This is a genomic window from Streptococcus suis (assembly GCF_019794555.1).
Taxonomy (GTDB): domain Bacteria; phylum Bacillota; class Bacilli; order Lactobacillales; family Streptococcaceae; genus Streptococcus; species Streptococcus suis_AB.
In genome coordinates this window covers 41677-67150 of sequence record NZ_JAIMEP010000005.1, presented here as the reverse complement: position 1 = coordinate 67150, position 25474 = coordinate 41677, and the positions used below count along the sequence as shown (strand labels likewise).

Here is a 25474-nt window from a genome sequence, read left to right as displayed (position 1 = left end):
CTATCCATCCTCTCTCTTGGAAATACTTGCAAATTTATTATATTCTTTTTGGAACATTAGTTCCACAGTGCCACGCGCACCGGAACGGTTTTTTTCTATGATAACTTCAACCGTATTGTTTGGAATGCCGCCATCTTCTTGCTCTCCACGTTCATAATAATCATCACGATACAAGAAGGCAACGATATCCGCATCCTGCTCAATAGACCCTGACTCACGGATATCAGACAAGACAGGACGTTTATCTTGACGTTGCTCCACACCACGTGATAACTGGCTTAGAGCAATAACTGGAACTTTTAATTCCTTGGCTAGAATTTTCAATTGTCGAGAAATCTCTGAAACTTCTTGTTGACGGTTTTCTCGACCGGTTCCTGTAATTAACTGGAGATAGTCAATCAAAATCAAACCCAAATTTCCAGTCTCCTGCGCCAATTTACGAGAACGCGAGCGAATTTCGGTAATCTTGATACCTGGTGTATCATCAATATAGATACTTGCTCGAGCCAAATTAGCTTGAGCCACCATGTACTTATTCCATTCCTCCTGCGTCAAATGCCCCGTACGAATAGCCCTCGAATTGATAACTCCCTCAGAAGCGAGCATACGGTCAACCAAGCTTTCTGCACCCATCTCCAAAGAGAAGATGGCAACTGTCAAGCCCAGTTTTGTACCAATATTTTGTGCAATATTGAGAGCAAATGCCGTTTTACCAACCGCAGGACGAGCCGCAAGAATAATCAACTCTTCCTCATGCAGGCCCGTTGTCATAGCATCAAGAGCAGGATAGCCAGTCGCGATACCTGTAATATCGGATGTCTGTTTGGCGCGTGTTTCTAAGTTATCAAAGTTGATATTTAGAACGTCGTCAATTCTCTTAAAGCCACTCCGACTTGCTCCCTCACTGACATCAATTAAAGCTTTTTCAGCATTAGCAATAATGTCATCTGAGCCATCTGCTCCTTCATAGGCTTGATTGACTGCATCCGTCAAACGGGCAATCAACTTACGAAGATTTGATTTCTCCGCAACAATCTTGGCATAGAATTCCGCATTGGCTGCTGTCGGTACAGAACTGATGACTTCCGCCAAATAAGCCAAGCCACCAATATTTTCCAAATCACCATGGTTGACAAGATAGTTGCGCATGGTTGTCGCATCGATTGCCTCATTCCTGTCAGAAAGGGCAATCATCGCTTTAAAAATTAACTTGTGGGCATGTTTGAAAAAGTCTTCCGCCTCAATATACTCACGGACAAAAACAAGCTTTCCTTCATCAAGAAAAATCGCACCTAAAACGGACTGCTCCGCTAAAATATCCTGAGGTTGTACTCGTAATTCTTCTAACTCTGCCAAGACCTCACCTCCTCACTGGCTAAGTAGTGTCCTAGGCTTCTTTGATGCTCAATTGAATAAGACCTATTACATCTTGATAAATTTTAACAGGAACTTCAATCAAACCAATCGCACGAATAGGGTGATCTAATTGAATATGACGTTTGTCAATCTTGATTCCAAATTGTTTATCCAATTCTTCTGCAATTTTCTTGCTGGTAATAGAACCAAATGTACGCCCATCTGGGCCAACTTTTTCAACAAAGGTCACCAAGGTCGTTTCTTCAGCCAATTTAGCTTTAATACTTTCAGCCTCTGCCATCATCTCCGCATGAGCTTTTTCTTTTGATTTTTCTTGGCCACGAAGTGCGCTAATTGCTTGATTTGTAGCTTCTTTTGCCAAGTTTTTTTTGATCAAGAAATTTTGAGCATAACCCGTTGGAACTTCCTTGATTTCGCCCTTTTTTCCTTGTCCTTTAACATCTGCTAAAAAGATTACTTTCATCTTCTAACTCCTTAACTGTCTTTTATTTCTTCCCGTATTATCGTAGTGAGAGCTTCACAAACCTCTTCTATCGTTTGATCATACACTTGGGCGGCAGCTAAATTAAAGTGACCGCCTCCGCCCATTTCTTCCATAATCCGTTGAACATTGACTTTGCTGTGACTTCTCGCAGAAATTGCCACATACCCTTTGATATTTTTTGTGAGTACAAATACTGCTTCAATCCCTGCCATATCTAAAATAGTATTGGCTGCTTTACTTGGGATTATATTGTCATAGTCTTTCGTCTCATCAGCACAAACAATGACCACATGTGGTTCAACTTTTTGCCCTCGTAAAATTAACTCATTAATCTGACGATATTCTTCAAAGTCTGTCGCAGAAATTTGCTGAATTTCCAAACTATCACTGCCACGTGTACGTAAATAACTAGCTACGTCAAATGTACGACTGGTCACGCGTGACGTGAAATTCTTGGTATCCAGCATAATACCCGCCATCAAAAGGCTTGATTGAAGTCTATTTAACTTATGGTGTTTATCATTCTGGAACTGAATGAGCTCCGTTACCAACTCACTTGCAGAGCTTGCTCCACTTTCGATATAGGTCAGAATCGCATTATCTGGAAAATCCGTATCCCTACGATGGTGATCCACAACAACCTATTGATTAAACTTCTCAAATAGTTTTTGTGACAAGGTCAATCCAATCTTAGAATGGTCTACCATAATGAGTAAGGACTCATAAGTGACTAATTTTAGTGCTTCATCAATCGTGATTAAATTAGAGCAATTTTCTTCTGACAATTTCTTCACAGCACGTTCAATATCTGGTGCCATTTCATCTGGATTATACACGGTATAGGCATTATTCATAATATTTTGTGCAAAATATTGCATCCCTACTGCTGATCCGAGTGCATCCATGTCTAAATTACGATGTCCTACAACAAAAACGGCATCAACTGATTTCAGTTTGTCGGATACAGCCGTCATCATGGCCCGTGTCCGTGTTCGTGTTCGTTTGACTGACGAAGCTGAACCGCCTCCAAAGAACAGCGGCTGCTTGCTTTCATCATTTTCCTTGACAACAACTTGGTCGCCACCACGAACTTCAGCCATATTTAAATTTTGAAGTGCTGCTTGTCCTATTTGATGGTGATTCTCATTACCAAAAGCAATCCCCATACTTAAAGTCAAACCCAACTCCAATTTTTTTGCTTCTTCTCGGAACTTATCAATAACTGAGAATTTATTCTCAATCAATTTCTCTAGAACTGCATAATCTGTAAAGAAATAAAATCGGTCCATCGTTCCACGGCGGTAATAAATACCGTACTCGTGGCAAAAATCTGAAACAAATTGAGCTAAGAATGAATTTACTTGGCTAATCTGTGAGTCGGTCACTGAATTTTCTAACTCATCATAGTTGTCAACAGAAATAATGCCAATAACCGGTCTGCTACCAATTAAGCTATTTGTTGCTGTGTATTCTGTGGACGCATCAAAAAAATAGAACAATCCTTGATCAAAGTCAACATTTACAGTGTACCTTTTGCCTGAAAAATTTGCATAGGTCCGCTCTTCATCCAATCCCACATCAATGATTTCTCGGAGTTTTTTTTCATCAAACTCCCCATTTTCTTTTGCAAATATTAGTTCTGCAAATGGATTAAACCATTCAACCTGATTGCTGTCAGTTTTTACTTTAATGACACCGATTGGCATTTTATCTAACAGCTTCATTAATCCAGAATTTGCCTGAGTATTTAAATACTCAATCTGCTCCAACTCACTAAATTCATATGAATACTTCTGGTATACAAATAAAGATACGAGTAAGACGAGACTTAAGAAGAGTGCAAAAACCGTAACGATGCCCATTGGAAACATTCGATGGAGAACTGCAACCAAACCAAATAATATCACACCTATCATGACAAAATGAATTGTCGAAAAACGAAACTTTTTCATCATTAACCTCTGCCTGCCATTTTACCATAAAATGCAAGAAAATTCTAGTTTTGGTACCACCTGCTTAAAAGAAAAAGATAAGCACTAAAGGCTATCTTTCTTCTTATTTTTCGCAATAGAGCGACTGCGTCCTTCTAAATATACCATTAGGATGGAAATATCTGCGGGATTGACGCCTGAAATCCGACTTGCCTGTCCAATTGTTTCTGGGGAAATCAGCTTAAATTTTTGACGAGCCTCGGTTGCAATCGAATCAATATCATCCCAGTCTATATCTGCTGGAATTCGTTTTTCTTCCATGCGTTTCATCTTATCAACTTGATCCATGGCCTTAGCAATGTATCCCTCATACTTGACTTCCGTTTCAATCAACTCAATTGTTTTTGCATCTAAGTCCTCTGCCGCAGGGCCAATAAATGCAACAACATCAGCATACGTTACATCAGGGCGACGCATGAATTCCTTTGCAGTCAGTGCATCAGTTAAAGGTTTAAAGCCCATTGCAACAACTTTTTCGTTGGTTTCTTTGACTGGCTTGAGTTTGATAGACTCTAAACGTTTCATTTCGTTATCAAATTGATTTTTGTGGATTTGGAAGACCTGCCAGCGTTCATCGTCTACCAATCCAACCTGACGACCGATTTCTGTCAAGCGCATATCTGCATTATCATGACGCAAAATCAAGCGGTATTCAGCCCGACTGGTCAAGAGACGATAAGGCTCAACAGTTCCCTTAGTCACTAGGTCATCAATCATGACCCCAATATAGCCATCGCTTCGTTTCAAAATCAATTCTGGTTTATCCTGTACCTTGAGGGCCGCATTAATACCAGCAATAATTCCTTGGCCTGCTGCCTCTTCGTAGCCTGATGTTCCGTTTGTTTGTCCTGCTGTAAACAGGCCTGAAATCTTTTTGGTTTCCAATGTAGCGCGCAACTGATGAGGCATAACCATGTCATACTCAATTGCATAACCTGTTCGCATCATTTGAGCATTTTCCAATCCCTTGATTGAATGAACCAACTCTCTTTGAACATCCTCAGGCAAACTAGTCGACAACCCTTGGACATAAATTTCATCTGTGTGACGACCTTCTGGCTCTAGGAAAAGCTGGTGGCGTTCCTTGTCGGCAAAACGTACAATCTTGTCCTCGATAGATGGACAATAACGGGGACCAATCCCCTTGACAATGCCTGAAAACATGGGTGCTCGGTGAAGATTACTGTTGATAATCTCATGGCTGGTCGCATTGGTATAGGTCAACCAACAAGGAATTTGGTCTTGTAAATAATCCTCATCCTTTGACAAGAATGAAAAGTGGTTTGGTTTTTCATCGCCAGGTTGAATTTCTGTCTCCTCGTAGTTTATAGTACGAGCATTCACACGTGGTGGTGTCCCTGTCTTGAAACGACCAATTTCAAGTCCCAATTCTTTCAGATTATCCGCAAGCGTGATAGAAGCTAGGCTATTGTTAGGCCCTGACGAATACTTGAGATCTCCAATGATGATTTCTCCACGTAGGGCTGTACCAGTCGTTACCACGACTGCTGTTGCTGAATATTTCTGATCAGTAGCAGTACGAACACCTACAACCTTACCGTCTTCGACCAAAATCTCATCAATCATGGTTTGACGCAGGGTCAAATTTTCTTGACGTTCCACCGTCCGCTTCATTTCCGCTGCATATTCTGCCTTATCAGCCTGAGCCCGTAAAGCACGAACAGCTGGTCCCTTACCAGTATTGAGCATTTTCATCTGAATATAGGTTTTGTCAATGTTTCGGCCCATTTCACCACCTAGGGCATCAATTTCCCGTACCACAATCCCCTTGGCTGAGCCACCAATAGATGGATTACAGGGCATAAATGCCACCATATCCAAGTTAATGGTCGCAAGCAAGGTCTTACAACCCATCCGACTGGCTGCCAAGCCCGCTTCTACACCAGCATGCCCCGCTCCAATTACGATGACATCATAGTTTTCTGCAAATGTGTGTGTCATATTTATTTCTCCTTTACATTCATGATATGTTTAACTTGTCCATCCCAGTTTGGCAAGTCTTGAGCCAGAAAGGCTGGTAAGACATCTAGGTTGACAAGCTTGTCAAATTCAATCCATTCACAAGTTTGTTTCAACTTCCCTTCAATCATCTCCTTGGGCAATTCTCCAATAGGCTCAACGATAAAATGAAATTCGATATTGTGAAAATCTATGCCTTCATGTGTAAACTGATTTTCAACGACAAAGGCTAGCCGGTTGACAAAACTGTCAACTCCTAATTCTTCTTTGACTTCCCGAACAACCGCATCTTGTGCCGTTTCGTTGACTGCAATTGCACCACCAATGGTATAATGACGCCCCTTAGAGTCCTTCGTGAGAAATATTTTCCCATCTTTTATAATCAATGCAGTGGCACGAACACCAAAAATCTGATTGTCAATTCTAGTCCTAAAATCCATTCTTCCTTCTCTTTTCTAAAATTTCTTCTAGATATGGAACTAAATTTTTCTTATTTTCATCACTACTAGTAATCCATAGAAAATCAGTATGCTCTTCTGGATCAAGAAGAATTGTTTTGGGCTGTTCAGGAAGTGTCACTTCATAGACCAGCCTCGTAAACACCGCCTCTTTCTCTTCATCAAACTGACTATCTTCATGGATAATGGTCAGATTTTCCTTGGCTATCGAAATGCCTGTTTCTTCATAGCATTCTCGAACAGCAGCATCACGAGGCAATTCATTCTCCTCGACGCGACCGCCTGGAATATCCCAATACTGAGGAAAAACATTGGGTTTGCCACGCTTAATCTGCGAACGTTGAATAATCAAGTGGCTGTCTGCAACAGTCAGCAAGACATGGGCAATCAATTTAACAGGCATGGTTTCCTCCGCTACTTTAGTTGTCTTTGTTCATAAAATGCTTTAGTTGTCCGTCCCATTTGGCTAGCTCGGTCTTAAGAAAGGCTGGATTGAGATCCAGTTTCTCTAAGTTCGCAAAAGTAACCCATTCACACTGGCGAACAGAATTCCCTTCTTCCAGATTGGGAGCTGGATTAGACAGCGGGGTAACTATATAGAGAAATTCAATCTGATGATAGGATTTCTCCTGTAAGGTGAACTGATTTTCAACGATAAATGCTAGTGGTCCAAGTTCCACCTCAATTCCGATTTCTTCTTGCATTTCCCGCAGGACAGCCTCTTCCGTCGTTTCACCAAGCTGAATAGCTCCACCTAAGGTGTAGTATTTCCCCTCAGGTGACTTAACAAGATATAACTTCTCATCTTGTACCACCAAGCCCGTCGCACGAACACCGAAGATTTGATTGTCGTGTCTCGTTCTGAAATCCATCTTCTCTCCCCAATAGCAAAAAATAGCCAAAACTCTCGAAAATTGCAGGACAAAAAAGCCTACAATTCCCATGAGCTTTGACCATCATGATAATTGTTACTCTTATTCTATCAAAAGATTTGTAGAATTTCAAATCTAGTGTTACGCTAACGTTTCAATATATTCTAAACCCCAAGCCTCAACAGCATCCAGCACCGAACGAAATTTTTCGCCCATCTCAGTCAAGCTATACTCTACACGAGGGGGGACTTCTGCATAGACCGTGCGACTAATAATGCGATCCTCCTCCAATTGTCTAAGGTGCCTTGTTAACATGGTTTGAGTAATACCTGGAATCAGTCGCTGTAATTCATTGAAGCGTTTCGTTCCTGTACTGAGTTGGTAGATAATCACCAATCCCCACTTACCAGTCAAGACTTTTTGTGTTGTTGCAAAAGGGCAAATACCATATTCACTAACTTTTTTCAAAAAAATTCTCCTTTATTTATCACAATAGTATCACTTTTGATACTAACGAATGCAAAAGTACCTACTTGCATAATGGAATGCTTCATCTATAATTGTACTATACCAAAAAAAATGGAGGACATCAAATGTCAACAAACTTGGAAATTTTTAATGCCTATAACAATGCTCTCATCGCTGGTGATTTTGCAGCTCTTTTTGAAACAATGGCTAATGACATTATCTGGCATCAACCCGGAAATCATTCAACATCTGGTGCTAAAATTGGTAAGGAAGTACTCGGAGCACATCTAGCAACTTTCGCCGAAAAAACAAATGGAACTTTCAAAGTAGTGACAAACTGGGTATCCGATAATGATACTCTTGTTGCCGCTAACGTAACATTCCTCGGTACTCGAACAGATGGTGAAGAACTAAACATGAATGGCATCGATCTTTTCCGTATGGAAGATGGCAAAATCAAGGAAGTTTGGCTCTTCTCAGCCGACCAAAAAGCCGAAGATGCTTTCTGGGGATAAGATAAAAAGCTTAGCATGAGGGTGCTAAGCTTTTATTTTTGATTAAATATACTGACAAGCAACCCCATCTTTGTAGGCCATGTCGATCATGCCACCGCCCAGACACTCTTGACCGTCGTAGAAAACAACGGCTTGACCTGGTGTGATGGCTCGTTGTGGCTCTGCAAAAACAACCTCTGCCTTGTCACCTTTTACCTTGACAGTTACTTGACTATCTGGTTGACGATAGCGGAACTTAGCCGTGCATTCAAGCGTGAATTCTTCAGGCATATCACGTGTAAAGTGTACTTGACTAGCATGTAAAGAAGTTGACATTAAGGACTCATGGTAGAAGCCCTGGCCGACATAGAGGATATTTTTTGACAGGTCTTTCCCGACAACAAACCAAGGTTCATTGTCCCCACCGATTTGTCCTCCGATACCAAGCCCGCCCCGCTGGCCAATGGTATAGTACATAAGACCTGTATGTTCTCCCATGTCACGACCGTCAACCGTCATCATCCGGCCGGGCTGGGCTGGCAAATACTGCCCTAAAAATTCTTTGAAGTTCTTTTCACCGATAAAGCAGATGCCTGTCGAGTCTTTCTTTTTAGCGGTCGCCAAGCCTGCTCGCTCTGCTATTTCCCTTACCTGAGGCTTTTGTAAATGGCCAAGCGGAAACATGGTTTTCTGCAGTTGTTCCTGTGAGAGTTGGCTAAGGAAATAGGTCTGGTCCTTGCCATTGTCTGCCCCACGTAGCATATGGACGGTGCCGTCCTCGTCGCGTGATACCTGAGCGTAGTGCCCCGTCGCTACATAGTCCGCCCCCAAGTTCATAGCGTAGTCCAAGAAGGCCTTGAACTTGATTTCCTTGTTACACATGACATCTGGATTAGGGGTGCGACCTGCCCGATACTCTGCTAAAAAGTACTCAAATACGCGGTCCCAATACTCTTTTTCAAAGTTGACAGAGTAGTAAGGAATGCCGATTTGGTCTGCCACTGCAGCCACGTCCTTGTAGTCTTCTGTTGCTGTACAGAAGCCATTTTCGTCCGTGTCGTCCCAGTTTTTCATGAAGATGCCGATCACATCGTAGCCCTGCTCCTTGAGCAAGAGAGCCGTAACCGATGAATCCACACCGCCACTCATACCGACAACAACACGGGTTTTAGAATTGTCAATTGACATAATCTTCTCCCATCAATTGTGATACTCAGACTCAATCCGAGTTCAATTTCAACTTAGACTTGAAGGGTCTAGTTTTATCCAAAGCGATTGAAGGTCGATTTGAACAATTTGTATTATATCATATAAGATGGTACATAGATAGAATTTTGATATAAAAGCTCATTCATCTAAGCATATTCTCGTAAATGAATTTTTGATATAATAGAACCAAGAAAATCGTGAGGATTACTATGACAAATTTAAAATTTCAATCGGTCTTTGATATTATTGGACCAGTCATGATTGGACCTTCTTCCAGTCACACAGCAGGTGCAGTTCGTATCGGCAAAATTGTCTCATCTATCTTTGGAGAGCAACCCACCGAAGTTGAATTCCAACTCTACAACTCCTTCGCTAAAACATACCGAGGGCATGGTACTGACGTAGCCTTGGTCGCAGGTATTCTAGGTATGGATACCGATGATCCTCGGATTCCTGACTCCTTAGATATTGCGAGGGAACGTGGTATCAAAGTTTACTGGCGTGTCAACAAAGAGAGTAATACACCCCATCCCAATACAACGCGAATCATCATAAAAAATGAGAAAAAATCTATTTCTGCAACAGGTGTATCCATAGGAGGAGGAAATATTCAGGTAACGGAACTAAATGGATTTTCTGTCAATCTGAATATGAACACCCCAACCATCATTATTGTTCATCAAGATGTCCCAGGCATGATTGCAAAAGTTACTGATATTTTATCTAAATACAATATTAATATTGCTCAAATGAATGTCACCCGTGAAAAAGCAGGGGAAAAAGCCATCATGATTATTGAGGTGGACTCCCGCCAGTGTGAAAATTCCATTGACGAGATTGAAAAAATTCCCCACCTGCACAACGTCACCTTCTTTAACTAGAAAGAGAGAACCATGTTTTATACAATTGAAGAATTGGTTTCACAGGCAGAACAGTTTTCTGGTAGCGTCTCAGAACTAATGATTGCTACTGAAATGGAGCTAACTGGTCGGAACCGTGACGAAATATTGACAATTATGTCAAGAAACTTGACAGTAATGAAAAATTCCATTATTGATGGTCTCTCCGAAAGTAAATCTGTTTCAGGATTGACAGGAGGGGACGCAGCAAAACTTGACGCATATATAAAAGGTGGAATAACACTGTCCGACACCTCCATACTGTCAGCAGCTAGAAATGCTATGGCTGTCAATGAACTAAACGCTAAGATGGGTCTTGTTTGTGCCACTCCGACTGCTGGCTCCGCTGGATGTTTACCAGCTGTTTTAGGAGTTGCCATTGACAAGTTGAAGTTGACAGAAGAGCAACAACTTGACTTTCTCTTTACAGCTGGTGCCTTTGGGCTTGTCATCGCCAACAATGCTTCTATTTCTGGAGCAGAGGGTGGGTGTCAAGCTGAAGTTGGTTCAGCTTCTGCTATGTCTGCTGCCGCACTAACATTAGCTGCAGGCGGGACAGCGTATCAAGCTAGTCAAGCTATCTGCTTTGTTATCAAAAATATGCTTGGTCTCATCTGTGATCCTGTCGCTGGCCTAGTAGAAGTGCCTTGTGTCAAGAGAAACGCGATGGGCGCTAGCTATGCTATGGTAGCAGCTGATATGGCATTAGCTGGGATTGAATCAAAGATTCCTGCTGATGAGGTAATAAATGCTATGTATCAAGTAGGTGCTGCTTTACCAACAGCCTTTCGTGAAACAGCCGAAGGCGGGCTTGCTGCTACACCGACTGGTCGCCGACTTGCACAGGAAATTTTTGGGGAAGGTTGACAGTTTTGTAAACAATAAAAGGACCTGACGGTCCTTTTATTATTGTTTCGTTAATATTAGTTTCTCTAAGGTTGTATCATTTGCATCAATTTCTGTCAAAGTAAGAGTTGGACCATTCAAGGTATAACTATCTACCTCACCATCAATGTAGGCAAGTTTTTTATCTAAATCAAAGATAACTTGTTCAATATCTTGATTTCCGTCTTTGTCAACTTCTGTCAAGGTTGCTTGATTCCCTTTTACAGTCAACGTGTAGGTATCATTTCCAGATGTTGCTGTATAAGTACCATCTAGCTCAGAGGTATCAACTAACTTTACACCGTAACTTGTTGCTAGTTGACTAGCAGAAGTTGTATTTTCTGATGAGGCTGATGATGCATTAGCTTGTGCTATTACCTGTTGATTATCATCATCATCTACAATTCCAACTTGTTGCTCAATTTGATTTCCCAATACTTCTATTTTACTATCATATACTTCTGCTAAAACGACTCCTGCAGTTGCAAGTGTCAGAATACCAACAGATAGTAGAATCATTGTTTTCTTACTCATACTTGTCAGTCTGTTCTTTACAGATTCCAATATCGTTTTCTTTGAATTTTCTGTTGCCTCAATGAGTTCTGGTTGATTATGTTGTTCCATCTAATGCTCCTCTTTTATTTGTAGGGATATCTTTCAGCTCATTTGCTGATAAACCCATTATTAAGGATATTCTTGAATAATTTATGGAAAGTTTTTAAATAAATCTTAAACACTCACTAATTAATCATTAAGACGATACCCTGCGCCCCAAACTGTTTCAATTAACTCACTTCCCAACTTGTCTCGAAGGCGATTGATGTGCACTGCAACTGTTGCACTATCCCCCACATAGTCATACCCCCAAATCTTCTCAAATAAATGTTCCTTAGAGAATACTCTGTTTGGGTGTTTTGCTAGATAAACAAGTAATTCAAATTCGCGATTAGGTAGCTTTATCTCTTGTCCATCCAATGTCACCTTCCAATTTTCCAAAAATATTATCATATTTCTGATTGTCAATTCACTGCTGTCACTACCTTTTTGAAAGCGTTGATAGCGCATCAAATGAGCCTTAACACGCGCCACTAGCTCCATTGGATCAAACGGCTTACTAATGTAATCATCTGCTCCTAAACCCAAACCTCTCACAATATCCACTGTCTCTTGTTTAGAAGTAACCATTAAGATAGGAAAATCTACCTTATCCCGCAAATCACGACAAAGATCATAGCCTGTTTTATTCGGCAACATGACATCCAACAGAAGGAGAGAATACTCTTCTTTTTTTATTTGTTCCTCCACAAGACTTCCATCATGGACTAAGTCCACTTGGTAACCCTGCATTTCTAGGTAATCTCGTTCTAAATATGCAATCTCTATATCATCTTCCGCAATCAATATCCGTATCATTTCATATCCTTTCTAGGTAATTTGAAAGTAAATCGAAGCCCTGGAGATGCCTCAACCGACACAGAACCGCCCAATCTATCTATGATATTTTTTACAATGGATAGTCCCAAACCATGACCTTCTACTTTCTGTCGTGTATTATCTTCCCGATAAAATTCGTTAAATATTAAATTCAGCTTTGCATTTTCAATGCCTTTTCCATTGTCTGTAAATGTCCAAATAACTACCTGTCCCTGCGCGTGACCAGAAATATCAATCTTTAATGGACTAACAGCTGCATATTTTCGAGCATTGTCAACTAGATTATCTAAAATTCGTCGAAATTGAATAGGATCAATCTCAACCAACAATCCATCCGAAGTATCCAATTGGAATTGAATAGCCTCATCTGCTAACTCCTTTGATTTTTCCAATACATATGATTGTAGAAAGATTGCTAAATCAAGGGTAATCTTGTCAAAAGGCATTTTATCTGTTTGTAATTGTGAAAAAGCAAATAATTTTTCCAGCAAGTTTTCCATAAGCTGAGATTTTTGATATATAACTGTCAAATACTGTTTACGTTTTTCTTCCGTATTAGCAATCCCATCCAAAATTCCCTTGGCGTATCCTTTGATAGAAGTCAAAGGAGTACGCAAATCATGGGAGATATCTGCAATCATTTGTGTTCGATTTTGCTCATTGATTCGATTTTGCTCATGGGCATCCATCAAGGAAGTCTGCATTTGATTAAATCCTTGGGTCAATTCTTCAAATTCCTTATCTCCTTGATAAATCAGTGGCACCGTATAATCTCCCTGTTGAATACGTTCTACACCGCGATGCAATTCATCCAAAGGACGCATAACAACAGCCAGTAATCGTCGAGTAAAAAAGAAATTAAGAATAACTAAAACAATTATCCCTGTACCACCAACTATTAACAGTTGGACAAGAAAGGCTTGAAATTCCTGACTTTCTTGCTGTTCCTCTATATCTTCCAAAATAGCATACAGGTGATACATTTGTCCATCTGTAGTCACTTTCCGGCTAATTACAACTTCTCCATCAACATAAGAAGTATGAGTGGTAGCTGAAATACTGACAGTAGACAGGTCTTCACTATCATCCTTGAAATTTGAAAATACGACCTCGCCATTGCTTTCTACGTGTAGTTGTGCGCCACTCTTTGCTAATTCATCTGCCAAGGATGAACAATCAGTTCCCGAAAAGTTTTCTAGGCTAGCCTGACTAGTTGCTGTTTTCTGACTGGTAGACTGCCATGTTCCCTGGTTCCGGTAAATACTATTCACCACATAAATACTAACACCAAGCATAGCAATCAAGGATAAAACCAACATCATCATGTTTAATCGAAAAATTCGTTTCTGTAAATTCATTGTTCTACTTTTCTAGTCAATTTTTCCACAATTATAAACAAAACCGACTTATCTGTAAAGTTAAAAAACTCAATCAAAAAAGCCTAGCAGAATGCTAGACTTCCTCTTATGTATTTTAGTACCATCCATTTGCCAACCAGAATGCTTTGGCTGCTGACCATGAACCGTAACGACTGGCAACATAAGCATCAGCTACGCGCTCCTGGTTTTCGATAGAATAATCACCATTTAGGTACGTATTTGTCAATTGGTAACGACCAATATAGATACCATTTTGAGCATCATAGCTACCACTTGATTCCTTCATTGCAATCCATTCTTTAGCTGCGGCATCCTCAGCACTCAAGTTTGAAGAATAAGAGCTAGTTGAAGTAGTTGTAGTTGTTTCTGCTGATACCTCTGTCGTTGTTTCTGCGGTTGTTTCTTGAGTTGCCTCTACTGAACCACTCGCTACTGTGACATCGCCTAATTCAAGTGTTTGACCAACACTAATGAAGTCTGGATTAGCAATATTGTTTTGCTCAGCAATTTTTTCAACAGTTGTACTATACGATTTTGCAATTTCTGATAATGTATCTCCAGATTTTACTGTATACGTATCTGCACTAACTACACCCGCACCTAAAAGTGAGGCACCTGCTACCAAACCATAAATAGTTGTTTTTAAATTCTTTTTTAATGTAATGTTCATAAATAGTCACATTCCTTTCTGTTATGTATCTATCTTACCTTCTAACTATTACTTTAACTTTGTAAATGTATTACAAATGTTACAATGACATTGAGTTTACACTATAAAAGGGCTTTTTATGGGATTTTAGAGAGTCTTTTCCCAAATAAATTTACAGATTTCTTTACATAAATATCTTTGTCTTGACAATTCCTGTCAATGAAAATAAAATGCCTAGGACTTCCCTAGACATCTTAATTTTATGTTAATACCATCCATTTGCCAACCAAAACTGGTAGGCTGCCGACCATGAACCATAGCGTTGCAAAACATAGGCATCCGCTACACGCTCCTGATTTTCTGGGGAATGGTCTCCATTTAGATATGCACTACTCAATTGATAGCGTCCAATGTAAATACCATTACTTACTGTATAGCTTCCACCCGACTCTTTTTGTGCAATCCATTCTTTAGCAGACGCATCATCAAGTACGGAACCTGATGGAACAGGATTAACGGTGGGAGTTGAAACAGCAACTGATTGAGTTTGCTCTACAACTGGAGTGTTTACTTCAGCTACGACAAGCACAACATCCGTGACGGCTTGTACTGTTGATGCTGCTGTATCATACGCTTGATTAGAATCTTCCACAGGTGTTGATATTTCGGTCTGAATACTCTCCTGCGATGCATCTACTGGAGTTTCTGAACTTGAATCCACCACTTCTGTTGATTCAATAATTTGCGGTTCTTCAAACGTGATTTCTAAAGCTTCCACTTGAAGTGGTTGAGAATCAGTCTTCAACTTTAATATGGTTTCATAGCCCAATTCAAAAATAGGACTTGCTGAAATATATTCAGTTGTATGTGGAACACCATTACGAATCTTATTTACTGTATTCTTAATAGTATATGGGGCATCAGATACTGCTCTCACAATTTGTGTATGAGATATCTTCCCTGTTAGAATGAAACCAACTAACACCAAAGCAAGAATAGTGAATAGTCCAGTAACACCTTTCAGTGCTTTATACATCAAACTCTTTTTCATTAAAAAGAATAGTCCTCTACTTATTGTTATAACTATTCCTATCATACTATTATAATATTACTTTTTATTTAAAATTTTATTACAAATATTACAATAAAGTTGTTTTACGGTGAAAAAAATAGTATTTTAAGCACTTTTTAGTACATAGAGTGTTACACCAAGTAATATCATGACAATAACTGCACAGGTATCTGGCAGTTTCCATTCTAAAACACGGTATTTGGTTCTTCCTTCGCCTCCTTGATAACCACGCGCTTCCATCGCTGTAGCAAGGGCATCAGCTCTCTTGAAACTTGAAGCAAATAGTGGAATCAAAATAGGAATAACCGATTTAACTTTTTGAATCAAATTTCCTTCATTAAAATCCACACCACGCGCTCTCTGTGCATTCATAATGCGGGTGGTATCATCCATAAGGGTTGGTACAAAACGTAAACTCATCGAGAGCATTAGACCAATTTCATGAACAGGAACTTTCAACCGTTTCAGAGGGGCTAAACCAGATTCAATACCATCAGCCAAACTCAAAGGTGTTGTTGTTAATGTTAACAAGGTTGAAAAGAAAATAATGAGTACAAAGCGGATGAAGATAATCAGCGCCTGCTGCAAGCCTTCAATTGAAACCTTAAAAATCCAAAATTCCCACAAAACATTTGCTCCAGGTGTGAAGAAAACTTGGAAAAAGGTTGTAAACAGAATAATCCCTATCATTGGTTTTAAACCATTAATAAAAAAAGATAGGCGTATTTGTGATAAAAGGACCATTGCAAACACAAAGGCAATGATTAGAACATTTGTTATCAAATTATTTGCCCAGAAAATAAGCAAAAGAAAGGCAAACATAGCTAACAATTTACTACGTGGATCTAAACGATGAATCATCGAATTTCCAGGAATATACCGACCTAAAATCAATTTATCCATGACTCATCACCTCGGCAAATTCTTTTATCGTAACTGGCAAGCGTTCAAATACAAAGCCCCTTCTCTCCAGATTCGCAGCAAATTTTGTTATTTTTGGCACGCCTAATTGAATTGTTTCCAAAAATTCAACCTCTTGAAAAACATCCCTCGGTTTTCCTGAACGGATTAACTTCCCTTTCTCCATCACATAGACCCAATCTGCATAATTAGCAACATCATCCATTAAATGAGTTACCAGAACGATCGTCATACCATTAGCGTGTAACTGTTTAAAGATATCCATTAATTCCTGACGTCCAGCTGGATCTAGTCCTGCTGTAGGTTCATCCAATACTAGAACATTTGGTTCCATGGCCAATATTCCTGCAATCGCCACTCGGCGCATTTGACCTCCAGATAACTCGAAAGGACTTCGTTCAAATAGCTCTTCTGAAATACCAACGAGTGCAAGTTTTTCACGAGCAATCTTTTCAGCTTCTTCTTGGGAAATACCAAAATTTTGTGGACCAAATGCCACATCTTTTAAGACTGTCTCATCAAAAACTTGACTTTCTGGGAACTGAAAAACCAAGCCAACTTTTTTTCTTACTTGCTTAATACCTTTTTTATCTGAAGTCGCGTTGATAACCATATCATCAACAATCACACTACCAGATGTGGGGATATTTAATCCATTTAAAAGTTGCAAAATAGTTGATTTCCCAGAACCAGTATGCCCAATCAAAGCAGTATAGGAACCCTCAACAATTTCCAAATCTACACCGAAAAGCGCACGCCCCTCAAAAGGTGTGCCAGCTTGATAGGTATAGCTTACTTCTTGGAGATGAATTCCCATAAAGTTTCCTCTAATTCTTCCTCTGTAAAATAGCGTAGCGGAATAGCGATTCCCGCCTGGCGCAATGATTCAGCTAAATTTGCTGTAAATGGCTGTTCTAAATCAAGCTCAATCAAATCGTCCCTCATAAATAATTCTGCTGGGGTACTGGTTGATTCAATTTGCCCATTCTTCATCACAATCACACGATCACTTAGAGCAACTTCGTCTAAATCATGGGTAATAGAAATAACCGTCATATTATGTTGATCTTTAATTTCCTTCACAATACGAATTAATTCTAAACGCCCTTCAGGATCTAACATAGACGTTGCTTCATCCAAAATAACAATATTGGGACGCAAAGCCACGATACCTGCTATTGCAACACGCTGTTTTTGTCCACCAGAGAGTCTAGCAGGTTCTCTCTTCTTAAAATTAGCCATGCCAACCAATTCCAAAGCTTCTTGAACACGAACACGCATTTCTTCAAGAGGAACCCCTTGGTTTTCCAAACCAAAAGCAACATCATCCTCTACTGTAGCCCCAACGAATTGATTATCTGGATTTTGAAAGACCATTCCAATTAGACGGCGTTTTTCCCAGACATTATCAGCTGTCAATTTATCGCCGGATATGTAAATGTCCCCAGATTCAGCTTCCAATAAGCCATCAATTAAACGGACAGTTGTTGATTTCCCTGATCCATTATGGCCAATGATGGACAACCACTCTCCTTGTTTCACGTGAAACGAAACGTCGTTTAAAGTATATTTTTCGTCTTCTTGATCGTACTTATACTTAAGATTTTTAACTTCGATAATATTTTCCATTATTTAAATGTATCTTTGAATAGAAATGAAGCACCCTTGAAATAATCATAACCTGAATAAAGGGTGAAGAAAAGTGCGATATACAATGTTATGTGACCAAGCAGGTTCCAATGCAAGAGTAGGAAAATGACCGCAAACATTTGAGAAAAGGTTTTAATTTTCCCTGGCATTGCTGCGGCTAGGACTGTCCCACCATTTTCAACTAAAAGTAAACGCAAACCAGTTACAGCAAGCTCCCTACAAATGATAATCGCAACAACCCAAGCAGGAGCAAATCCCAATTCAACTAGCATAATAAAAGCTGTCATTACCAGTATTTTATCCGCCATTGGATCTGCAAACTTTCCGAAATTTGTAACAACTTTCCATTTTCTAGCTAAATAACCATCTAAATAGTCCGTAATACTAGCTAAAGCAAAGATAATTGCAGCAAAGGTATGGCTGATTGCATTGTTCCAAAGCGTTAATAATAAAATAAAGATGGGGATAACGAGAATCCGACCAATTGTTAAAGCATTGGGAATATTTTCTTTTTTCATCTTTTCGTCCTTTATTGTTCAAAGTATAAGATAACACTTCCTGTCTCAGTTGTTAATGCAGAAGTGTCTAACGGTTGACCTGCTATTGTTATATCAACACCTTTTACCACACCTAAAACCAAAATTGAAGAAGATACCCCGTCTTCAATTTTTGTTGTTGCTGTTGGATTACTAGGAGTTAGAGTGACCCCTCCTGATAAAGTTGATTCCGTTAGACTAACCCAACTAGTTGTATTTTTAGCCGTAAGAGTAATATCTACTGGGTAGGTAACTTTAGACACTGTTGCAATAATATTTTCTCCAGATCCTGTGACACTTATTTTGCTTGTCGAAGCTGTAGATGAACTATTTGTCGAGCTACTTGTTGTGGTAGAATTGGACGTCCCATCCGAAGAAGATTCACTAGTTGCTGCACTTGACGAGCTTACTGCCTGCTGAGACACACTATAAGAAGTGCTTTGATTCGAAAAAACCGAGGCTTGTTTCATGCGATTATGAATGACAAAAGTTACAAAAATAATCATCAAACTTGATGCTAATAACAAGTAAAACAAAGGAAGAAAAGATGCCTTTTTATTCTTTCGTCCTTTATATCTTCTTTTAAAATCAGTGGAAAGCTCCTCTTCGTCTCCCTCCTCATAATACATCACAAGACTATTCTTTTTATAGGCATCAAGCAATACTGCTGCATCCAAATCAAGCGCTTCTGCATATGTTACCAAAAAACTTTCTATATAGTCTTTGTCAGGAATGTATTCAAAATCATTGTACTCTAATGCCTGCAAATATTTAGCCTGAATTTTTGTTATTCTCTGCACATCATTTAGATTCCAACCTCTATTTTCTCGAGCTGCTCGAAGAACTTCACCAATACTTTTTTGCCTCATAATCCCTTCTCTCATTCTTTCATCATATACAATACTCTATTTTAACAAAAAATAGTAGAAATTTCGATGCTTTATTACTACCTACTTAGGAAAAATCGTATAATCTGTCATATCACAGTTGTAAATAAACTGCCGCCCAACCTCCATTACATCTTCCAGTGTAATAGATTGAATAATCTCTGGTAAATCAAAAATTGTTTCATCATTAAATAAATGTTCGATAAAATGACTGGCAGTAAATTCTAAAGAGTTTAAACTTCTAATAAAATCGCCATACATTTCATTTTTAAGTAAATGGAGTTGATCATCGGTGATATCCATGTCTTTTTCAAATTGCTGAATTGCTTTAATAATCAGACTAGATAGTCGAATCGGTGACTCAGTATCTGTCGTAATAACTACGAAGTGATAATCTGGGTTCACCTCAATTTGAAATTGAAACGAAGAATCAATTATTCCATCCTCATATAAGGATTGATAGCGTTTTGAAGTCCAACCAAATAACATTGCAAACAGTAACTGTAAACAAATTCTATACGCACTTATCTCATGAATCACAATATGATCATTCCCTCTTAACCCTATTGCTAATTTTGAAGTAGCTACCTCAAATTGCTCTGTTTGATGTTCTAAAATTGGTAAATGTGTCAAGGAAAGTTTTTCAAAAGACCTACTATCTTGCTCAGAGTTCTCTTGGGTTTGAATAATTTCTTCCCACACCTCTTCTAGAATAAAATTTCCAACAATAAACATATGCATATTACTTGGACGATAGAAGGCTAAATAATTTTCATACAAAGCATCAGCTGTAATTTGTGAAATTGATTCAACAGTACCAGCAATATCATAAGCTAATGGAGTTCCCGGATAGAGTGAAGCTAAAATTCCCATATAAAGACGATAATCTGCATCGTCTTGGTACATTTCGATTTCTTGTTCAATAATTCCTTGCTCACGCTCTACATTTTCTTTTGTAAAATAAGGCTTAGTAACAAATGATTGCAGTAAATTCAAACAAGATAACACTTCTTGGGTAGTTGAAAAAAGATAGCTTGTTTGACGAAATCCAGTATAGGCATTTGCACTAGCACCTAATTTGGCAAATTGATTCATCACATCGCCATCTTCTTCTGTTTCAAATAGTTTATGCTCCAAAAAATGGGCAATTCCTGCGGGATAGTGAACAATTTCTTGACCATCTGCTTTAAATTGAGTATGTAGAGCCCCAAATTCTGTCGTTAATACTCCATAGGCCTCATTAAAATCAGGTTTTGGAAGTAAAGTTACTGTCAACCCATTGTCAAGTTTAGCATAATAAAGACTTTCCTTCATATACGGATAGCATTTTTCAATTAGTTTCATTGAGCAACTCCTTCCATAAAGTAAATAGCCTGTAAACGAATAACTTTTCCAACTTTTACAACATCGTCTATCGATACTGCATTAATACTATCAATCCACTGTTGCCAAGTTAGATTTCGTTCTCCTAAGCAGACTTCATTATAGGCCTGTTCAATAAGATTATTTTGCCTATCTTGAGCCAGCGTTGCAGAGTGAGTTAGTAATTTTTTTGTTAATTCCAAGTCATCCTCTGTAATTTGACCACGTTTTAGTGCAAGAAATTCACGATTTATGAGCTTCATTGTCCTCAATCGATCTTCTCGATTAATTCCAGCATATACTTTCAACATACCTGAAAAAATATTCACTTGACTCCCAATCGTATAGGCCAGACTTTCTTTTTCCCGAACATTCATAAATAATTTAGAATGAGAAAAGGCACCGAACAGACCATTAAATACCAATAATGCAGGATAGTTTACATCGTTGTAAACAACTTGTAAATGATATGCTAATTCTAAAATAGATTGCTGAGCAACTTTTCGTTCCACTTTTTCATGAACGATATTGGAATAATCTTGTGAGTACTCTAACTCCAATTTTGGATTTCGGTATGTAAAGTCAAAGTTTTTAAATTTATTTTGAACCTCTAATTGATTGATTTCTCCAGCAACAAAAATATCAATTCTGTCCATTTTTAGCATTCTTTTGTATGCTTCATAAACAGATTCAGCTGTCTCCTTTTGTACTAAATCAATTCGAGCAACTCGTGGCACCTGGATATCTTCATCATTAAAATAAAGACGACTCATTTCAACATCCGCATGATAAAAATTATCTTCTACCTCAGATTCTAAAAAACTTAATAAATTTCTTTTCTCCACTTCGAACATTTTTTTATTGAAAGCTTTTCCTTCTGTCAACGGTCGAAATAGACAGGCATATAAAAAATCAATTATTTCTAAGGTTATATCTTCTTTATTGAGCAAAAATGATGATTTCACATACGAGATGTTCACATCAACAAAATGAACTCGTCCCCTCTTAGAAACAGAGGTTGAAAAATGTGCTCCGTATAAAGCAGCTAATTTCATTCGAAGTTGACGCGCTGTTGGATAATCTTGATTTCCCATTTCTAGTAAATTGGCTAGTAGCACACGACCTGCCACTGTATTTTCACTCATTGCTGCAGCAAAACGAACACGAATTCTATTGGTCGTAAACTTACTTGATTCTATAAAATGAAGATTAACTCCTTCTTGTAATTGCATTCTATTCCTCTTTCAAACATTGTACCTTTCATTATACCATTTTGTGTTATAATATTCTGTAACGAGGTGACATATGGAATTTAAACTATTTGATGACTACATTACTTTACAGGCCCTTTTAAAAACAACTGGTATTCTTCACTCAGGCGGTGCTATCAAAGGTTTTTTAGAGGAAAATACCATCCTTTTTAATGGAGAAGATGAAAAAAGAAGAGGGAAAAAAATCCGTATCGGTGACACAGTCGCACTACCAGAACATGGTATTACTATAACTATTATTGCTCCAAGTACAGAAGAAATTCAGCAATACCAAGAAGACAAGGCTGAAAAAGAGCGGGTAGCTGCCATTGTTAAAAAATTGAATCAAGAGAATAAAAAAAATGAGAAACAGGTCCCTCCTTCAAAAAAAACAGCTCAAAAAGCTGATAGAAAACCTGTTCGTTTCCCTGGTACATAAACATGTGGTTGGAACGATTAGCATTAAAACATTTTCGGAATTACAACCATTTAGATATTGAGTTTCACAAAGGACTCAATGTCTTTTTAGGTGAAAATGCCCAAGGTAAAACCAATGTGCTAGAATCTATCTATTTTTTAGCCCTGACACGGAGTCATCGAACCCGAACAGATAAAGACCTTCTACAATTTCAGGAAAAAGAATTATCTATTTCCGGAATACTTCATCGTACAAATGGTAAGATTCCGCTTGACATTCGCTTGACAGATAAAGGGCGAGTAACAAAAGTCAATCATCTCAAGCAAGCAAAGCTTTCAAACTACATTGGACACATGAACGTTGTTCTCTTTGCACCGGAAGACTTGCAATTAATCAAAGGTGCCCCTGCCTTAAGGAGAAAGTTCATTGATGTCGAATTAGGACAAATCAAACCAATATATCTCTCAGACTTGTCAAGCTATAACCATGTTTTAAAACAAAGAAATGCCTATCTTAAATCTACAGAAAAAGTAGACAATACCTTTTTATCTGTATTGGATCATCAACTAGCAGAGTATGGTAGTCGTGTTATCCAACACCGGATTGACTTTCTAAAAAAATTAGAATTACATGGCAACAGCAAAGTTCAAGAAATCTCAAATCAAAAAGAAACCTTAACCATTCAATATCTATCTTCAGTTAACTTGACTAACTCTGTCAATTTAATTGACACTTTCTTGACAGAGTTAGAAAATAGTCGTAAACGTGATTTATTCAAAAAAAATACAGGTGTAGGACCACACCGTGATGATATTGCCTTCTTTCTAAATGATATGAACGCCCATTTTGGTAGCCAAGGACAACACCGTAGTCTTGTCCTTTCTCTCAAACTCGCTGAAATAGAGTTAATGAAAGAAATGACAAGAGAGTATCCGATTCTATTGTTAGATGATGTCATGAGCGAACTTGATAACAATCGACAATTGAAATTGCTTGAAACAATTACCGATACGATTCAAACATTTATAACTACGACATCTTTGGACCATTTACATAAGCTGCCTGAAAATCTTAAAATTTTCCATATTCAAAAGGGAAACATTACCGAAGACTGAAAAGATGCTTTACAATATTTGTCAACTATATTTACATTTAAAGAAAGACCCTGTCAACTAGGGTCTTGTTTTTGTTTACTGTACTGAATAGTTTGGAGCTTCGTTTGTAATTTGAACATCGTGTGGATGGCTTTCTTTCAAACCAGCGCCTGACATTTCGATAAACTGAGCATTTTCATGCAATTCGGTCAAGTTGCCAGCACCTACATAGCCCATACCTGAGCGAAGTCCACCAACCATTTGGAATATCATATCTGCAACAGATCCTTTATAGGCTACACGTCCCTCAATTCCTTCTGGAACAAGTTTGTTAGCTTCATTTACAGATGCTTGGAAGTAACGGTCTTTCGAACCTTGTTTCATGGCAGCGATAGAGCCCATACCACGGTAAGTCTTAAATTTACGACCTTGGAAGATTTCTGTTTCACCTGGTGCTTCATCCGTTCCTGCAAACATAGAACCCAGCATAACGGCATGACCACCTGCTGCAAGTGCCTTCACAATGTCACCTGAATACTTGATACCACCATCAGCAATAATGGTTTTTCCATATTCACGCGCAACACCAGCTGCATCATAGATAGCAGTCACTTGTGGTACCCCAACACCTGCGATGACACGTGTTGTACAGATTGAACCTGGTCCAATACCGACCTTCACAACATCAACACCAGCTTCATAAAGAGCACGAGCTCCCTCAGCTGTGGCAATATTGCCGGCAATTAAGGTACGAGTTGGGAAGTGTTCACGGATTTCTTTAATCTTACGAAGAACACCAGCTGAGTGACCATGAGCAGTATCGATAACAATCGCATCAGCACCCGCTTCAAAGAGAGCCTCAGCACGTTCAAAAGTATCAGATGTAACACCAACAGCACCCGCAACCAAGAGACGACCAAATTCATCCTTCGCTGCATTTGGGAACTCAATGACTTTCTCAATGTCTTTGATAGTAATCAAGCCTGACAAACGACCATTTTCATCAACCAATGGCAATTTTTCAATACGATGCTTGTGAAGAATAGCCTCCGCAGTCGCAAGATCTGTTCCAACTGGCGCTGTCACCAATTCATCGCTTGTCATGTTGGTCGAAATTGGCTGTGAGTAATCTGAAATGAAACGCATATCGCGGTTGGTGATAATACCGACCAACTTACGATTTTCTAATGTTTCAACAATTGGCACACCGGAAATACGATAGGTAGCCATCAATTTCTCAGCCTCTGCAATGGTGTGTTCTGGTGTTAAGAAGAATGGATCGATAATGACACCATTTTCAGAACGTTTTACCTTACGCACCTCATCTGCCTGCTCCGCGATAGACATGTTCTTATGGATGACGCCCAAACCACCTGCACGCGCCATAGCGATAGCCATTTTGCTATCTGTTACAGTGTCCATGGCAGCAGAAATAATCGGAAGATTAAGGGTCAAATTTGGTGCTAATTGTGTTTTTAAATCAATATCATGTGGTAATACATGACTTTCAGCCGGAATAAGTAATACATCGTCGAAAGTAAAGCCTTTTTTCAAAAATTTAGTGTCCCAGTTTGACATTTTCTTCCTCTTTTCTTATTTAGTATTTAGCATGATTGCTATTTGTATTTTAATTATGATAACATTTTGAAATCATTTGTCAATCATTATTCGCTTTAATATTGTCAATCCTAAAAATTCAGAAAAT

General features: G+C 38.9%; 26 protein-coding genes and 1 pseudogene. 5 read left to right on the top strand and 22 right to left on the bottom strand.

From position 1 onward, the window contains the following. The 8 genes and pseudogenes from dnaB to K6V48_RS03385 all read right to left on the bottom strand — a co-directional run bounded on the left by dnaB (position 1) and on the right by K6V48_RS03385 (position 7630). Complete coding sequence (gene dnaB / locus K6V48_RS03420) at positions 1-1356, bottom strand: replicative DNA helicase (RefSeq protein WP_024391328.1); 1356 nt, start codon at positions 1354-1356, stop codon at positions 1-3. Between the two features lie 31 nt (positions 1357-1387). Beyond that, positions 1388-1840 (bottom strand): 50S ribosomal protein L9, encoded by a 453-nt coding sequence (gene rplI / locus K6V48_RS03415; protein WP_024397257.1) that lies wholly within the window; start codon positions 1838-1840, stop codon positions 1388-1390. Positions 1841-1851: 11 nt separating this feature from the next. After that, a pseudogene (locus tag K6V48_RS03410) lies at positions 1852-3813 on the bottom strand (GGDEF domain-containing protein). A gap of 84 nt (positions 3814-3897) precedes the next feature. Continuing rightward, entirely contained in the window at positions 3898-5814 is a 1917-nt protein-coding gene (gene mnmG / locus K6V48_RS03405; protein ID WP_024397259.1) for a tRNA uridine-5-carboxymethylaminomethyl(34) synthesis enzyme MnmG, read from the bottom strand. 2 nt (positions 5815-5816) lie between these two features. Next, complete coding sequence (locus K6V48_RS03400) at positions 5817-6272, bottom strand: NUDIX hydrolase (RefSeq protein ID WP_222368007.1); 456 nt, start codon at positions 6270-6272, stop codon at positions 5817-5819. Continuing rightward, positions 6262-6693, bottom strand: coding sequence for an NUDIX hydrolase (locus tag K6V48_RS03395; protein ID WP_222368004.1), 432 nt, complete (start codon positions 6691-6693; stop codon positions 6262-6264). The genes K6V48_RS03400 and K6V48_RS03395 overlap by 11 nt, the downstream gene beginning before the upstream one ends. 16 nt (positions 6694-6709) lie before the next feature. Beyond that, positions 6710-7162, bottom strand: coding sequence for an NUDIX hydrolase (locus K6V48_RS03390; RefSeq protein WP_105136738.1), 453 nt, complete (start codon positions 7160-7162; stop codon positions 6710-6712). 141 nt (positions 7163-7303) lie between these two features. Then, entirely contained in the window at positions 7304-7630 is a 327-nt protein-coding gene (locus tag K6V48_RS03385; RefSeq protein ID WP_014638837.1) for a winged helix-turn-helix transcriptional regulator, read from the bottom strand. A 125-nt stretch (positions 7631-7755) separates the two neighbouring features. Here K6V48_RS03385 and K6V48_RS03380 point away from each other — a divergent pair, with 125 nt between their 5' ends. Beyond that, positions 7756-8145 carry a nuclear transport factor 2 family protein gene (locus K6V48_RS03380; protein WP_024389859.1) on the top strand — a complete coding sequence of 130 codons (390 nt, stop codon included), beginning with the start codon at positions 7756-7758 and terminating at the stop codon, positions 8143-8145. A gap of 42 nt (positions 8146-8187) precedes the next feature. Here K6V48_RS03380 and mnmA read toward each other — a convergent pair whose 3' ends face one another. Next, positions 8188-9312 carry a tRNA 2-thiouridine(34) synthase MnmA gene (gene mnmA, locus K6V48_RS03375; protein ID WP_222368001.1) on the bottom strand — a complete coding sequence of 375 codons (1125 nt, stop codon included), beginning with the start codon at positions 9310-9312 and terminating at the stop codon, positions 8188-8190. A gap of 230 nt (positions 9313-9542) precedes the next feature. On the opposite strand from mnmA, the gene sdaAB reads away from it, so the two are divergent. After that, entirely contained in the window at positions 9543-10214 is a 672-nt protein-coding gene (sdaAB, locus tag K6V48_RS03370; RefSeq protein WP_172019099.1) for an L-serine ammonia-lyase, iron-sulfur-dependent subunit beta, read from the top strand. Between the two features lie 12 nt (positions 10215-10226). Continuing rightward, positions 10227-11099 carry an L-serine ammonia-lyase, iron-sulfur-dependent, subunit alpha gene (gene sdaAA / locus K6V48_RS03365; protein WP_172019098.1) on the top strand — a complete coding sequence of 291 codons (873 nt, stop codon included), beginning with the start codon at positions 10227-10229 and terminating at the stop codon, positions 11097-11099. A 39-nt stretch (positions 11100-11138) separates the two neighbouring features. On the opposite strand, the gene K6V48_RS03360 is transcribed toward sdaAA, so the two are convergent. The 12 genes from K6V48_RS03360 to yfmF all read right to left on the bottom strand — a co-directional run bounded on the left by K6V48_RS03360 (position 11139) and on the right by yfmF (position 22239). Beyond that, on the bottom strand, positions 11139-11741 hold the full coding sequence (locus K6V48_RS03360) for a DUF3642 domain-containing protein (RefSeq protein WP_222367998.1): 603 nt from the start codon (positions 11739-11741) through the stop codon (positions 11139-11141). 120 nt (positions 11742-11861) lie between these two features. Further along, positions 11862-12530 (bottom strand): response regulator transcription factor, encoded by a 669-nt coding sequence (locus K6V48_RS03355; RefSeq protein WP_222367995.1) that lies wholly within the window; start codon positions 12528-12530, stop codon positions 11862-11864. Beyond that, complete coding sequence (locus K6V48_RS03350; RefSeq protein ID WP_222367993.1) at positions 12527-13909, bottom strand: HAMP domain-containing sensor histidine kinase; 1383 nt, start codon at positions 13907-13909, stop codon at positions 12527-12529. The genes K6V48_RS03355 and K6V48_RS03350 overlap by 4 nt, the downstream gene beginning before the upstream one ends. A gap of 115 nt (positions 13910-14024) precedes the next feature. Further along, entirely contained in the window at positions 14025-14600 is a 576-nt protein-coding gene (gene apf, locus K6V48_RS03345; RefSeq protein WP_172129862.1) for an aggregation-promoting factor, read from the bottom strand. A 244-nt stretch (positions 14601-14844) separates the two neighbouring features. Next, positions 14845-15615 (bottom strand): aggregation-promoting factor C-terminal-like domain-containing protein, encoded by a 771-nt coding sequence (locus K6V48_RS11785; protein ID WP_261311033.1) that lies wholly within the window; start codon positions 15613-15615, stop codon positions 14845-14847. 141 nt (positions 15616-15756) lie between these two features. Continuing rightward, positions 15757-16554, bottom strand: coding sequence for an energy-coupling factor transporter transmembrane component T family protein (locus K6V48_RS03335; protein WP_024404131.1), 798 nt, complete (start codon positions 16552-16554; stop codon positions 15757-15759). Then, complete coding sequence (locus tag K6V48_RS03330) at positions 16547-17389, bottom strand: energy-coupling factor transporter ATPase (protein WP_222367990.1); 843 nt, start codon at positions 17387-17389, stop codon at positions 16547-16549. Before K6V48_RS03330 ends, K6V48_RS03335 begins: the two co-directional genes overlap by 8 nt. Further along, positions 17365-18201 (bottom strand): energy-coupling factor ABC transporter ATP-binding protein, encoded by an 837-nt coding sequence (locus K6V48_RS03325; RefSeq protein ID WP_105126890.1) that lies wholly within the window; start codon positions 18199-18201, stop codon positions 17365-17367. Before K6V48_RS03325 ends, K6V48_RS03330 begins: the two co-directional genes overlap by 25 nt. Beyond that, on the bottom strand, positions 18201-18740 hold the full coding sequence (gene pgsA, locus K6V48_RS03320) for a CDP-diacylglycerol--glycerol-3-phosphate 3-phosphatidyltransferase (RefSeq protein ID WP_024397268.1): 540 nt from the start codon (positions 18738-18740) through the stop codon (positions 18201-18203). Before pgsA ends, K6V48_RS03325 begins: the two co-directional genes overlap by 1 nt. Before the next feature lie 11 nt (positions 18741-18751). Then, complete coding sequence (locus tag K6V48_RS03315) at positions 18752-19642, bottom strand: helix-turn-helix domain-containing protein (RefSeq protein ID WP_315863152.1); 891 nt, start codon at positions 19640-19642, stop codon at positions 18752-18754. 66 nt (positions 19643-19708) lie between these two features. Next, entirely contained in the window at positions 19709-20989 is a 1281-nt protein-coding gene (yfmH, locus tag K6V48_RS03310; RefSeq protein ID WP_222367988.1) for an EF-P 5-aminopentanol modification-associated protein YfmH, read from the bottom strand. After that, positions 20986-22239 (bottom strand): EF-P 5-aminopentanol modification-associated protein YfmF, encoded by a 1254-nt coding sequence (gene yfmF, locus K6V48_RS03305; RefSeq protein WP_222367985.1) that lies wholly within the window; start codon positions 22237-22239, stop codon positions 20986-20988. Before yfmF ends, yfmH begins: the two co-directional genes overlap by 4 nt. 73 nt (positions 22240-22312) lie before the next feature. Here yfmF and K6V48_RS03300 point away from each other — a divergent pair, with 73 nt between their 5' ends. Both K6V48_RS03300 and recF read left to right on the top strand, forming a co-directional pair. Continuing rightward, positions 22313-22696, top strand: a complete 384-nt coding sequence (locus tag K6V48_RS03300) for an RNA-binding S4 domain-containing protein (protein ID WP_222367982.1) — start codon at positions 22313-22315, stop codon at positions 22694-22696. Positions 22697-22698: 2 nt separating this feature from the next. Further along, on the top strand, positions 22699-23790 hold the full coding sequence (gene recF / locus K6V48_RS03295; protein ID WP_222367979.1) for a DNA replication/repair protein RecF: 1092 nt from the start codon (positions 22699-22701) through the stop codon (positions 23788-23790). Positions 23791-23865: 75 nt separating this feature from the next. Here recF and guaB read toward each other — a convergent pair whose 3' ends face one another. Further along, the gene (guaB, locus tag K6V48_RS03290; protein ID WP_015647590.1) at positions 23866-25347 is read right to left on the bottom strand and encodes an IMP dehydrogenase; all 1482 of its coding nucleotides are present in this window, start codon (positions 25345-25347) and stop codon (positions 23866-23868) included. Positions 25348-25474 lie beyond the last annotated feature (127 nt).